Below are 13027 nucleotides of genomic sequence, written 5' to 3' on the forward strand. Positions count from 1 at the left end.
AATCATCATGGGCGAAGTCGTCCTGGCTGCGAAGATCTGCCACGTTCCCTCGATGTACCTGTCCGAGCTGCCCGGCAAGCATCATGGCTGCCGCGCGGCAGCGATCGCCGGGCACAAGGAAATCGGCCGTCGCGCCCGTGAACTGGGCGCCGATACCGCCGTGGTGTTCGACGTGCACTGGCTGGTCAACAGCGCTTATCACGTCAACAGCGGCGCGCATTTCAAAGGCATCTACACCAGCAACGAACTGCCGCACTTCATCAAGAACATGGAGTACGAATACCCGGGTTGCCCGGAGCTGGGCGAGTTGATCGCCGCCGAAGCCAATGCCGCCGATATCAGGACCCTGGCCCACAACATCCCCAGCCTCGAACTGGAATACGGCACCTTGGTGCCGATGCGCTACATGCACATGGATGTACCGGCGGAGCAGAAATTCAACGTGGTGTCGATTGCCGCCTGGTGCGCCTGGCACCGCCTGCAGGACAGCTTCGCCTTCGGCGCCGCCGTGCGCCGGGCCATCGAGAAGAGCGACCGCAAGGTCCTGGTCCTGGCCTCCGGCTCGCTGTCCCACCGTTTCTCCGACGACCGCAACGCCGAAGCGAACATCCACAACTGGACGCGGGAATTCGACAAGCAGGTCGATCTGCACGTCGTGAAGTTGTGGCGCGAAGGCCGCTGGAAAGAGTTCTGCGCCATGCTGCCGGACTACGCCGAACATTGCTTCGGCGAAGGCAAGATGCACGACACGGCGATGCTGCTGGGGCTGCTCGGCGGGCCGGACTACGCCAAACCCGCCGAAATCATCACCGAGCCCTTCGGCAGCTCCGGCACCGGCCAGATCAACGCGATTTTTCCAGTCTGAACAGTAGCTGCAGGAGGCCCCCATGCCCCATTTCATCGCGGAATACACCGATAACATCGAGCAGCAGGCCGACCTGCCCGGCCTGTTTGAAAAGGTCCACCTGTTGCTAGGCGACAGCGGCGTGTTTCCCTTGGGCGGCATCCGCAGCCGTGGCATGCGCCTGGACACCTGGCGCATGGCCGACGGCAAGCACGACTACGCCTTCGTCCATATGACGCTCAAGGTCGGCCATGGTCGCGACCTGGCCACCCGGCAAAAGGTCGCGGAAAAACTCTTCGAACTGATCACGACGCACTTCGCCGACTTGCAGGCCCAACGCCTGCTGGCGTTGTCGTTCGAGATGATCGAGCTGCACGAGCAGCTCAACTTCAAGGCCAACAACGTCCACGCCTTTCTCAAGGGCCAGCCCAGCTAGCCCGTTCGTCCCATCGGCCTCTCAGACAAAAAGTACAAGATCATGAGCACAGCCAATACTGCCGACACCGGCGGCACCCTCGCGCACGACCGCACCCATGCCAGCATCACCTGGCGGCTGATGCCGCTGTTGCTGGTCTGTTACCTCTTTGCCCACCTGGACCGCATCAACATCGGCTTCGCCAAGATGCAGATGAGCGCCGACCTGCAATTCAGCGACACGGTCTATGGCTTCGGCGCCGGTCTGTTCTTCATCGCCTATGCGCTGTTCGGCGTGCCGAGCAACATGGCCCTGGACCGGGTCGGCCCACGTCGCTGGATCGCCACGCTGATGGTGGTCTGGGGCGCGTTGTCGACCGGCATGTTCCTCATCGAAAGCGCCAGCGGGTTCTACGTGTTGCGCTTCTTGCTGGGCGTCGCCGAGGCCGGGTTTTTCCCAGGCATCCTGGTCTTTCTCAACCGCTGGTACCCGGCGCGGCGCCGGGCCCAGGTCACGGCGCTGTTTGCCATTGCCGTGCCGATGGCGGGCGTGATCGGCGGGCCGTTGTCGGGCGGCATACTGGAACACTTCCATGACTTCGGCGGCCTGCGCGGCTGGCAATGGATGTTCATCATCGAAGGCTTGCCGGTGATCCTGCTCGGCCTGGTGGTGCTCAAGTGCCTGCCCGACAGCTTCGAGACGGTCAACTGGCTCAGCATCGACGCCAAGCAGCAACTGCGCGAGCAACTGAGCCACGAAGAACAGCGCAAATCCATCACCTCGTTCTCGGCCATTCTCGGCAACCCGCAGGTCTGGCTGCTGGTGGCGGTGTATTTCGCGGTGATGCTGGCGGTCAACACCCTGGCGTTCTGGATGCCCACGTTGATCCATGGCGCCGGCATCGGCAGCGATGGCAAGGTCGGGCTGCTCAGCGCCGTGCCTTACCTGGCTGGCTGTTTCTTCATGATCGGTTGCGGACGCTCGTCCGATCACCACCGCGAACGCCGCTGGCACCTGTGCGTGCCGCTGTTGATGGCGGCGGCCGGCATTGCCGTCGCCGGGCTTTCCCCAGCTAATCCGACCCTGGTGCTGGGCGGCCTGATCCTCGCCGGCATGGGCGCCAGTGCCGCGTTGCCGATGTTCTGGCAACTGCCACCGGCGTTCCTGTCCAACAGCACCCAGGCCGCCGGCATCGCACTGATCAGTTCCTTCGGCAGCATCGCTTCGTTCTTCGCGCCCTACCTGATCGGCTGGATGCGCGACACCACCCAGAGCGCCAGCCTGGCCCTTTACGTCCTGGCACTGCTCATCGCCCTGGGTGGCCTGTTGGTGCTGCGCACCCGGGCGGCCATCGTCAATCCACAATAGAGACCCTTGTCATGCTCGATCAAAGCCTCATCCAGCAAGCCGCCGCGCGCCTTGACCAAGCCGAACGCTCCCGTGAACAGGTGCGGCAATTTTCCCTCGACCATCCAGGCATCACCATCGATGACGCCTACGCCATCCAGCGCGCCTGGGTCGCGCAAAAAATCAACGACGGGCGCAAGCTGGTCGGCCACAAGATCGGCCTGACTTCCCGCGCGATGCAGGTCTCGTCGAATATCACCGAACCGGATTATGGCGCGCTGCTGGACGACATGTTTTTCGATGAAGGCAGCGACATTCCGTTCGAACGCTTCATCGTGCCGCGCGTGGAAGTCGAGCTGGCGTTCATTCTCGGCAAGCCGCTCAAAGGCCCGAACGTGACGCTGTTCGACGTGCTTGATGCCACCGAATGGGTGATTCCGGCGCTGGAAATCATCGATGCGCGTATCCAGCAGATCGACCCGCAGACCAAGGTCACCCGCAAGGTCTTCGATACCATTTCCGACAACGCCGCGAATGCCGGCGTGGTCATGGGCGGCCGTGCCGTGCGGCCCACCGAGATCGACCTGCGCAAAGTGCCGGCAGTGCTCTATCGCAACGGCGTGATCGAGGAGTCCGGCGTGTCGGCGGCGGTGCTCAATCACCCGGCCAAGGGCGTGGCCTGGCTGGCGAACAAACTGGCGGCGTACGACGTCACGCTGCAGCCGGGCCAGATCATCCTGGGCGGCTCTTTTACCCGCCCGGTGGCGGCCAATCCGGGCGATACCTTCCATGTCGACTACGACATGCTCGGCTCCATCGCCTGCCGCTTCGTCTGACCGGAGAGTTTTCATGGACATGCCCGTCAATACCTTCAAGCAACGCCTGCGCAGCGGTGAAGCACAAATCGGCCTGTGGCTGGGCCTGGCCGACGCCTACTGCGCGGAGCTGGCGGCCAATGCCGGATTCGACTGGTTGCTGATCGACGGTGAACACGCGCCCAACGACCTGCGCACCCTGCTTGGCCAGCTCCAGGCCATCGCGCCCTACCCCGGCCAACCGGTGATTCGCCCGGTGATCGGCGACACGGCACTGATCAAGCAACTGCTCGATATCGGCGCGCAAACGCTGCTGGTGCCGATGGTGGAAAGCGCCGCCCAAGCCAGCGAACTGGTGCGCGCCATGCATTACCCGCCCCACGGTGTACGCGGCGTCGGCAGCGCACTGGCCCGGGCCTCGCGCTGGAACAGCATTGCCGGCTACCTCGACCACGCCGACGAGCAGATGTGCCTGCTGGTACAGATCGAGAGCTGCGAGGGACTCGCCAACCTGGACGCCATCGCCGCCATCGAGGGCGTCGACGGGGTGTTCATCGGCCCAGCGGACTTGAGCGCATCGATGGGCCATCGCGGCAATCCCGGCCACCCGCAAGTGCAAGCCGCCATCGAGGACGCCATCGCGCGCATTCGCCAGGCGGGCAAAGCGGCCGGGATCCTCAGCGCCGACGAGACACTCGCCCGACGCTACATCGAACTCGGCGCAGCCTTTGTCGCCGTGGGCGTGGACACGACGGTGCTGATGCGCGGGTTACAAACCTTGGCCGCGACGTTCAAGAACACTCCAAAACCATCGACCGGTGGCGTCTACTGACTCACCGTCACCTTGTGGTGAGGGAGCAAGCTCCCTCACCACAAGGTGAACCACTCGCGCCTTCTAGCGTTTGATTGTCTTGAGATCTTCAAGCAACCCCAACAACGTCCGCAATTTCTCCTCCCCCAACCGCCCCTGTAGACGCTGGTAGTTTTCCTCCATGCTCTGGCTCATCGAGTCGAAGCATGCCTGGCCCTGGGGTGCCAGGCGCACCAGCACGCGGCGCTGGTCCTGTTCGGCCTTGCGCCGCACGACCATGCCCGCTGCTTCCATGCGCACCAGTACGCCGGTCATGCTCGGCTTGAGGATACAAGCCAGTTCGGCCAGGCGATTGATTTCCAGCTCGTCATGCTGGCTGAGGATGCGGATGACCCGCCACTGTTGCTCGGTCAACCCGTGCTGGTTCAGCGATGGACGGAAAAAAGCCATGGCCGCTTCACGGGCCTGCAGCAGGGTCAAGGTCAGGGATTGCCGGGGTTTGGGCATGACATGTTTTCGCGGAAAAATAGTTAATGAGTTAACCAAATCTTATCAGCTTCACGCTGGAACACTCAGCTTTGTGCGAAGTGTTTGAAAACCCATAAAAAAGCCCCGCTTCTCTCGAGGCGGGGCTTCTTCATTCAGCGGTGTATCAGTTGGCCGTGACGACCGCCTGACCGCTCAACGCCAGGTCGAGCAGTTCGCGGTTGGCGACTGCGTACATGGCGTAGTCGGTGCCGCTGGCGGCACGAATGTCCACCAGCATGGCGCGCCAGCGCTCGACCATCTCGTGGTGCTGCTCCAGCCACAGCGCCAGACGGGTTTCCACGTCCTGGCTACCGTCGCCTTCCTGCAGGACCGAGATGGTGATCGCCCGCTGCTGCCAGTCTATGTCATCGCGGAACGCTTCACGGGCCAGGGCCTGCCAGTTGTTTTCAACCGGCAAGGCGCTGATCTGTTGCAGGTACCAGGTGATGTCCAGCGCACTGCCCACGGCGAAGTAGGCCTTGGCCACATCGGCGGCGTTCTGGCCGGTGACGTCGGACGCCTCGATGATCGGCAGCAAGGTGTACAGGTGCGTGGTGCCGGCAACCATGCGCGCCAGCAACTCCGGCACGCCGGCGGCCACGTAGGCCTGGTAGCGGGTCTGCCAGCCTTCGCGGGTCGGGCCTTCCAGCAGTTCGTCGAGCTTGAGGCCCAACGCCGCCAGGTGCGGACCGAAGTGAGCGACGTCACGGGCAGCATTCTGCTCGTTGCGGCGGCTGCGCAGGAACCAGCGCGTGGCGCGACGGCCCAGGCGCATCAGCTCGTCCATCAGCTCCAGTTGCACGTCGGCGGAAACCTGGTGGTCCAGGGCTTCGATCTGACGGAACCAGTGCGGGAGATGGAAGATGTCCCGAACGATTACATAAGCACCGGCCACGTTCGCCGGGCTCATGCCGGTCGACTCTTTCAACCGCTGGACGAACGTGATGCCCATGTGGTTGACCAGGTCGTTGGCGATCTGGGTGCTGACGATCTCGCGTTTCAGGCGATGGCGACGCATGGCCTCGGAGAACTTGCTCACCAGCGTTGGCGGGAAAGCCGTCTCCATGTCCCGGGTCAGGTAGTCATCGTCCGGCACCAGGGAGTTGAGCAGCGCTTCCTTGAGGTCGATCTTGCTGTACGAGATCAGTACCGAAAGCTCGGCACGGGTCAGGCCCTGGCCTGCCGCGACACGTTCGGCCAGTTGGTCTTCGGTCGGCAGGAACTCGATGGCACGGTCCAGCTTGCCGCGAGCTTCCAGGTCGTTCATCAGACGCTTGTATTCGGCGATCCGCACAAAGGCGCGACGCGCCGCCAGGGACAGGGCCTGGGTCTGCTTGTAGTTGTTGCCCAACACCAGGCCGCCGACTTCGTCGGTCATGCTCGCCAGCAACTGGTTGCGTTGCTTGTCGGTCATGTCGCCGGCCTGCACCACTTCGTTGAGCAGGATCTTGATGTTCACTTCGTGGTCGGAGCAGTCCACGCCGCCGGCGTTGTCGATGAAGTCGGTGTTGGTGGCGCCGCCATGCAGGCCGAACTCGACGCGACCGAGCTGGGTCATGCCTAGGTTGCCGCCCTCGCCCACCACCTTGCAGCGCAGCTCGTTACCGTTCACGCGCAACGCATCGTTGGCCTTGTCGCCGACATCGGCGTGGCTTTCGGTGCTGGCCTTGACGTAGGTGCCGATACCGCCGTTCCACAACAGGTCTACCGGCGCCTTGAGCAAGGCGTTCAGCAGCTCGGTCGGGGTCAGCTTGTCGGCCTTGATGTCGAAGCGCTCTTTCATCTGCGGCGAAATCGCGATGCTCTTCGCGCTGCGCGAGAAGATACCGCCGCCTTCGGACATGATGCTGGCGTCGTAGTCGGTCCAGGCCGAACGCGGCAGGTCGAACAGACGCTTGCGCTCGGCGAAACTGCTGGCAGGCTCCGGGTTCGGGTCGATGAAGATGTGCAGGTGGTTGAAGGCCGCGACCAGTTGCAGCTTGTCGGACATCAGCAAACCGTTGCCGAACACGTCGCCGGCCATGTCGCCGACGCCCACCACGGTGATGCTGTCTTCCTGCACGTTGATGCCGCGCTCGCGGAAGTGACGCTGTACGCCAACCCACGCGCCCTTGGCGGTGATGCCCATTTTCTTGTGGTCGTAGCCGGCCGAACCGCCGGAGGCGAACGCGTCACCCAGCCAGAAGCCGTAGTCGATGGCAATGCCGTTGGCGATGTCGGAGAAGGTCGCGGTGCCTTTGTCCGCCGCCACCACCAGGTACGGGTCATCATCGTCATGCCGCACGACGTTGGCCGGCGGCACCAGGGCGCCGTCCTTCAGGTTGTCGGTGATGTCCAGCAGGCCCGAAATGAAGATGCGGTAGCAGGCGATGCCCTCGGCCGCGATCTCGTCCCGGCTGCCGCCCAATGGCAGGCGACGCGGCAGGAAACCGCCCTTGGCGCCCACCGGCACGATCACCGAGTTCTTCACTTGCTGGGCTTTTACCAGGCCGAGTACTTCGGTGCGGTAGTCTTCCTCGCGGTCGGACCAGCGCAGTCCACCGCGAGCGACGTTGCCGAAGCGCAGGTGCACGCCTTCGACCCGTGGCGAGTAGACGAAGATCTCGAACTTGGGCACCGGCTTCGGCAGTTCCGGAATCAGGTGCGGGTTGAACTTGAAGCTGAAGTACGACTTGTTATGGCCGTTGGCGTCGGTCTGGTAGAAGTTGGTCCGCAGGGTCGCCTTGATCAGGTCCAGGTAACGACGCAGGATGCGGTCTTCATTGAGCACCTGCACATCGTCGAGGGCGGTGAGGATCGCCTGTTCCAGACGCTGTTGCTTGTCTTCCAGGTCATCGCCGCTGAGCTTGCGCGCCAGGTAGAAACGCGTCTTGAACAACCGGGTCAGCTCGCGAGCGATGTCGGTGTGGTTGTTCAGGGTGCTGGCGATGTAGCCGAGGTCGAAGCCCAGGCGGATCTGCTTCAGGTAGCGGGCGTAGGCACGCAGCAACGCCACGTCGCGCCATGGCAGGCCGGCGGTCAGCACCAGGCGGTTGAACGCATCGTTCTCGGCATCGCCACGGACGATGTGGACAAAGGCGTCCTGCAGGGTGTCGTTGAGTTGCTGGATGTCGAGGTCGAGGCCTTCGGCGGCGGTGAACGCGAAATCGTGAATCCAGAACTCGCGGCCGTTGGTGTGGCGCAGGCGATACGGGAACTCGCCCAGCACGCGCAGGCCGAGGTTCTCCAGGATCGGCAGCACGTCGGACAGCGCCAGCGGCGTGTCGGCGTGATACAGCTTGCAGTGCAGCTCACGCTGGCCGGACACCTGGCCCAACGGCTGGTAGAAGCTCATCACCAGCGGATTGGTTTCATTCAGGCTCAGCAGGTGTTGCATGTCCACTACAGCCGAGTGCGCGGCAAAACGCTCGCGGTAGCCGGCCGGGAAGCCTTTCGGGAAGTCCGACAGCACGTTGGTGCCCTGGGCTTCGCCGAAGCTCTCGATCACCAGGCTGGCGTAGTCGTCTTTCCAGCTGCGGCAGGCCTGCACGACTTCTTTTTCCAGCAGGACCGGGTCGATGTCGAGACGGTTTTTCGGGTCCACGCGCAGGATCAGTTGCACGCGAGCCAGTACGGATTCAGAGAAGAACGTCCAGAACTCGCAGTCCGACGCCTTCAGGCGATCCATCAGCACTTGCTGGATCTTCTGGCGCACTTCGGTGGAATAGATGTCACGCGGCACATAGGCCAGGCAGTAGCAGAAACGACCGTACGGGTCCTTGCGCAGGAACACGCGGATCTTGTTGCGTTCCTGGATCTGCACGATGGACATCACGGTGCTGAACAGCTCGTCCACCGGGGTCTGGAACAGGTCGTCACGGGGCAGCACTTCGACCACCTGGGCCAGTTCCTTGCCCAGGTGCGCCTTGGCCTGGAAGCCCGAACGACGTTCGATTTCCTCGACCTTGCGACGGATATACGGAATGACCCGCACGCTTTCGCCGTACACCGAAGAGGTGTACAGGCCCATGAAACGGCATTCCTTGATGACCTTGCCGTTGGCGTCGATTTCACGGATCGACACGTAGTCCGGGTAGGCCGGACGGTGCACGCGGCTTGGGTGCGCGGCCTTGGCGAACGACAACACGGTCGGTTCGCGCAGGTAATTGACCGCGTAGTCTTCGATGCGCAGGTCTTCGGCGGTCAGGCCGGCGCGCAGCAATTTGGTCAGGCCGAGGAACGATTCAGGATCGTATTCGATGTGGCCGCCGTCGGCTTCATCGCGAACCACGAACTCTTCATAGCCGAGGAAAGTGAAGTGGTTGCCCACCAGCCATTCCAGGAAGCTCTTGATTTCGGCTTTTTCGTCGGCATCGGTGGTGTAGGCGCTGTTGTCCAGGCTCGCGAGGATTTCCCGGACCTTGGCTTTCATCGGCTCGAAATCGGCCACGGCCACGCGCACTTCGCCCAGCACCTGCTCAAGTTCCTTGCTCAGGACATTGAGTTCAGCGGCATTGGCGCAGCGATCGATCTCCAGGTACATCAACGACTCTTGCAGCACGTCGTCGCCCTGGGTGCCTTTGGGCAGGATTTCCAGCAACTCGCCCTTGCTGCCGCGACGCACGCTCAGGACGGTGGTTTGCAGGGTATGGATGCTGTAGCCGCGACGGTTCAGCTCGGTGCGGACCGAGTCCACCAGAAATGGCAGGTCGTGGTGCAGCACTTCGACGGCGGTGTGGGTCGACTGCCAGCCGTGACGTTCATAATCGGGGTTGTAGACACGCACCTGCGGTTGCGCGTGATCGAAGCGCTCAAGCAGGCGCCAGGCGGACAGGGTGCAGCCGGCGAGGTCGGACAACCGGCGCTGGGTGAGTTCATCGAGGGAAATGATGCCGAAGAATTGTTCAGCGAACAGCGCCACTTGTGGCAGTGCCTGTTCACTGATGTGCTGCGCCAGTGCCGCTTGCAGTTGGTGCTGGAAGTCGGCTTTGCTGGCTGCGGTGAAGAACGCCATCTGTGGTACTCCGCTTGGGCTTGTTATTGATGGTAGCGTCGCGTGCAACCCCTTTCGGGGCCGTCGGCCATCCTGTTCCTGATTCTCGGGCAGAGGAAACAGGATGACAGGTGGGTGAAGCTGGACGAGACCCGCAGGTCACATCCTTTTCCATGTAATTCCATGTCATGGACACCTGCAAAAAACACCCTCGGGTGGCCTTTGCAGGTGCACATCCGTTGCGCAGCTTAACGAGTGCGACAATGTGCCTGCTTGCAACGCTGCGACATATTCGGTCATCGGCTAGCGTTATGACCGCTCTGCATCGAACAACCCTAGCAGCCTGGAGCCCAAACGGCACCCGAAGGTGGTAATCCTGCAGAAAATCGTCCGGACTGGCAGAATTCCCTTTTTCACCCCCGCAAGGCTCATCGAGCCAGGAGCCCTCCCCCATGCAAATGACCACCGCCCTGCTGATCGCCAACCCGTGCGACGAAGAAGAGGACAACATGGCCATGCTGTGCTGCCACAGCAACCAGGGCGACATGTTCCTGATGACCCGCTATCCCGACGAAGACGAACTGGAGATCACCCTCGACGGCGAGCCTTCGACGTTGGAAGGCGTCAAGGTCACCCTCAGCCCAACCTTGTTGAAAATCGAAATCGCCGCGGCGGATGCCGATGCACTCAACGGTGATGACGTGCTGGAGATAACCTACGACGCAAACGTGACGGATCTGGCGGAAGTGGAACTGACGTTGCAGAACATCCTCAAGGGAACCGGTACTTACCTCAGCCAGCTCTGAGATCCCCGTGGCGAGGGAGCTTGCTCCCGCTGGGTTGCGCAGCAACCCCAAAACCAGGCACCACAAATCCGGCAGGCAAACCGCGCCGGCCGATTTGCGACTGCTGCGCAGCCGAGCGGGAGCAAGCTCCCTCGCCACAGGGGGGCGGCTTTATTCGCCCTCCTTCACCAGATTGCCATCCGCGTCATACACCAGATATTCATCGCTATCACCCGGTCCCCTTACATAATAACGGGCGTCATTGCCGTTATCCGGCACCTTCATGCTGGTGTAGGAGCCCAGTTTCTTGAACAGTTTGTTGTCTTGACTGATCAACACCAGGGCAGAACCACCACCGGCCCGGGTGGCGGCTGCGTAGCGGGTCTGGAAGGCGTTGAGCCGGTCGTACTCCAGCGGCACCTTCAGCCTGCCGGCCAGGTCGATGGCACCGTAGCTGCCATCGCGCCCGACCACCGCCATGCCGTTGGAAAACGGCTCCACCTCGTCATACGGCAATTTGATAGGCAGCCGCACGCCCTGGCGATTGATAAACGCGAACTTCTTGCTTTTAACCTCCTGCACGAGCAGCGGTTGCTGCCCCACGAAGCGACCTGACGTGTTGTATCCCTCGGGGTTGATCCGCTTGCCGTCCAGGTTGTAGACATCCTGCCGGGTCCGATCGGCGGGACTGGCGTAGAGGTAACCCTCGCTGTGCTCGATGCCGGAAAACTGCGCTGGCAGGATTTCCTTACCCTCCAGGGTATAGGCGCCGTACAGGCCTTCCATGAGATCGGTGCGCTTGCCGAGACGGGCAATGAACACCTTGCCGGCCACGGTGGGGTTGACGAATTTCATCGGCAAGATGAAACGATGCTTCCTGGCATCGTAGAGCCCGTAAGGGCCGTTGGTCTCTCGCTCCACCAGCAGCAGGCCATCGCTCAATGCCTCGGCGATGTACTCGAATGGCAGATCGACGAGCTTGTTGCCGCCCGCGGGAAAATAGGCGAACTGGCTGCGCAACGCCTGCCCGTCCGACTCCGGGTCGCTGGGCTTAGCGGCCGAAAACAGCGTGTAGGCATCCGCCATCAGGCTGTCCTGTATCTGTACCCAACGGGGCTTGGTCAGCCACTGGCCGGCCTCATCGATGAAGCCGTAGCGCTCGGTGCCCCGGTCAAGAGCGATGTAACGCGCCTGTGGCGCAAGGACGTTGTCGACCTGGCCGAACTCAACGCTGTTGTCTTCCAGCGGCTCGAGCACATGAATGACGATACGTTGCGGGGTGGCCTCGAACTGGTACTCGACCTCGGTGTTTTTCAACGGCCCCACCTGGGCGACAAGCGCTTCGGTCAGGCGCTCCAGCTGTTGTTGCACCGCCTGGCCGGTCTTGAGTTGCTTAAGATCATCCTTGGTCTGCTGCAGCGCTTTGTAATAGTCCTGCAACGCTGCGATATCGCCCTCGGAGGGAAACGTCCGCGAACTGCTGCCGTTGCTGTAGAGCGCCTTGCCCGTCCCATCCAGGCCCTGCACGACGAAAGTCGACGACTTCGGCGTGCTCAAGCGCACGGAGGCGCTCGCGTCGCCCAAGGCGGTAAGCTGGAAGGATTGGCCGTCGTCCAGCGTTACTTTCGGCTGATCCTTGTCCAGTTGCACTTTCCTGAACGCCGGATAGCTGCGGTAAGCAACCGTCAGGCCGATACTCGCCAATGGCTTGTTGACATCGATCCAGAAGGCGTCATGGGACGCGATCATGTCGTCAGACTCAATTTCGGAGGGTGCCTTGAGTTCGGCGAAGGCTTTTTCGCTGCCATCACGAAAGCGCAGGCGTTGCGGCAGGTACCGCTCGGCCACTGGCTCATCCGGGGTGGCGGCGCGCTTCCAGAGCGGATCGAGGCGGCTGGTGTCGAGCCTTACTTCGGAGCCATCGGCAAGCAGCCCCTGGGCAAAACGCAGGCCTTGGATCGTCGCCAGTTCAGCTTTCAGTTGCGCGCTGGTGAACGGGACAAACAGCGGCTCGTATTGCAACGACTGCTCGCCAGCAGACTCGCTCGTTTCGATGGACAAGCTCAGTTGCGCATCACTGACCAACTCCAGGGACCGCAGGGTTTGCCCGGTGTCCTGAAGCAAATAGTTGAGGCGCTTTTCCACCTCGGGCCACGCCAGCGTGCCGATGTCTTCCAGGCCCCCTTCGTTGATTTCCGCGGCGACAAAACCTTCGTCTTGCGGCGCGCCGCTGTGACGAAACAGGGCGTAGGACGTACCGCCTACCACCAATACGATCACACTCAATATCGACAGCAATCTCAAACGAGGCTGGGTAAGGTTCATGGTGGCTTCGGCAGTCAGGGGGCTGGGAACGTCAGGCAGCTAAACACACGGCCCGGCGCGCTGCAAATCGCCTGCCTGGCCCGGTTCTGACAAGACCTGCCTGAAGCGCCGCCACGGCCCCGCTGCTGCGAAGCACCGTTGGTCGCTCCTGTGACGCGCCGCCCTTGACGCCCGATGAGCTTCTG

9 protein-coding genes are annotated in these 13027 nt (G+C 62.3%); 6 read left to right on the forward strand and 3 right to left on the reverse strand.

Features of this window, described 5'->3' with window-relative positions:
• The first annotated feature begins 7 nt into the window (after nt 1–7).
• The 5 genes from hpaD to hpaI are packed head-to-tail and all read left to right on the forward strand — an operon-like array spanning nt 8 to nt 4253.
• Nucleotides 8–865, forward strand: a complete 858-nt coding sequence (gene hpaD / locus M1E16_RS16470) for a 3,4-dihydroxyphenylacetate 2,3-dioxygenase (RefSeq protein WP_434601047.1) — start codon at nt 8–10, stop codon at nt 863–865.
• Between the two features lie 22 nt (nt 866–887).
• Nucleotides 888–1280 carry a 5-carboxymethyl-2-hydroxymuconate isomerase gene (locus tag M1E16_RS16475; protein ID WP_458127884.1) on the forward strand — a complete coding sequence of 131 codons (393 nt, stop codon included), beginning with the start codon at nt 888–890 and terminating at the stop codon, nt 1278–1280.
• A gap of 42 nt (nt 1281–1322) precedes the next feature.
• The gene (locus M1E16_RS16480) at nt 1323–2627 is read left to right on the forward strand and encodes an MFS transporter (protein WP_458127885.1); all 1305 of its coding nucleotides are present in this window, start codon (nt 1323–1325) and stop codon (nt 2625–2627) included.
• Nucleotides 2628–2638: 11 nt separating this feature from the next.
• The gene (hpaH, locus tag M1E16_RS16485; protein ID WP_434573671.1) at nt 2639–3442 is read left to right on the forward strand and encodes a 2-oxo-hept-4-ene-1,7-dioate hydratase; all 804 of its coding nucleotides are present in this window, start codon (nt 2639–2641) and stop codon (nt 3440–3442) included.
• Nucleotides 3443–3455: 13 nt separating this feature from the next.
• Complete coding sequence (gene hpaI / locus M1E16_RS16490; RefSeq protein ID WP_458127886.1) at nt 3456–4253, forward strand: 4-hydroxy-2-oxoheptanedioate aldolase; 798 nt, start codon at nt 3456–3458, stop codon at nt 4251–4253.
• Between the two features lie 63 nt (nt 4254–4316).
• Here the strand turns inward: hpaI and hpaR are convergent, their stop codons facing one another.
• Together hpaR and M1E16_RS16500 are read right to left on the reverse strand one after the other, a co-directional pair.
• Entirely contained in the window at nt 4317–4739 is a 423-nt protein-coding gene (gene hpaR, locus M1E16_RS16495) for a homoprotocatechuate degradation operon regulator HpaR (protein ID WP_458127887.1), read from the reverse strand.
• 145 nt (nt 4740–4884) lie between these two features.
• A complete protein-coding gene (locus M1E16_RS16500; RefSeq protein ID WP_458127888.1) occupies nt 4885–9753 on the reverse strand; it encodes an NAD-glutamate dehydrogenase in 4869 nt (1622 codons plus the stop codon).
• A gap of 431 nt (nt 9754–10184) precedes the next feature.
• Here M1E16_RS16500 and M1E16_RS16505 point away from each other — a divergent pair, with 431 nt between their 5' ends.
• Entirely contained in the window at nt 10185–10538 is a 354-nt protein-coding gene (locus tag M1E16_RS16505) for a hypothetical protein (protein WP_434630368.1), read from the forward strand.
• A 150-nt stretch (nt 10539–10688) separates the two neighbouring features.
• Here the strand turns inward: M1E16_RS16505 and M1E16_RS16510 are convergent, their stop codons facing one another.
• A complete protein-coding gene (locus tag M1E16_RS16510; RefSeq protein ID WP_458127889.1) occupies nt 10689–12842 on the reverse strand; it encodes a WG repeat-containing protein in 2154 nt (717 codons plus the stop codon).
• Nucleotides 12843–13027: the final 185 nt, after the last annotated feature.

It is taken from the genome of Pseudomonas sp. Z2-11, from assembly GCF_054161305.1.

What these genes read in the sequence shown, in the direction of transcription:
- M1E16_RS16480 (WP_458127885.1), top strand. Translation starts at nt 1,323, where the DNA reads ATGAGCACAGCCAATACTGCCGACACCGGCGGCACCCTCGCGCACGAC.
- hpaR (WP_458127887.1), bottom strand. Translation starts at nt 4,739, where the DNA reads ATGCCCAAACCCCGGCAATCCCTGACCTTGACCCTGCTGCAGGCCCGT.
- M1E16_RS16500 (WP_458127888.1), bottom strand. Translation starts at nt 9,753, where the DNA reads ATGGCGTTCTTCACCGCAGCCAGCAAAGCCGACTTCCAGCACCAACTG.
- M1E16_RS16505 (WP_434630368.1), top strand. Translation starts at nt 10,185, where the DNA reads ATGCAAATGACCACCGCCCTGCTGATCGCCAACCCGTGCGACGAAGAA.
- hpaH (WP_434573671.1), top strand. Translation starts at nt 2,639, where the DNA reads ATGCTCGATCAAAGCCTCATCCAGCAAGCCGCCGCGCGCCTTGACCAA.
- hpaD (WP_434601047.1), top strand. Translation starts at nt 8, where the DNA reads ATGGGCGAAGTCGTCCTGGCTGCGAAGATCTGCCACGTTCCCTCGATG.
- hpaI (WP_458127886.1), top strand. Translation starts at nt 3,456, where the DNA reads ATGGACATGCCCGTCAATACCTTCAAGCAACGCCTGCGCAGCGGTGAA.
- M1E16_RS16475 (WP_458127884.1), top strand. Translation starts at nt 888, where the DNA reads ATGCCCCATTTCATCGCGGAATACACCGATAACATCGAGCAGCAGGCC.
- M1E16_RS16510 (WP_458127889.1), bottom strand. Translation starts at nt 12,842, where the DNA reads ATGAACCTTACCCAGCCTCGTTTGAGATTGCTGTCGATATTGAGTGTG.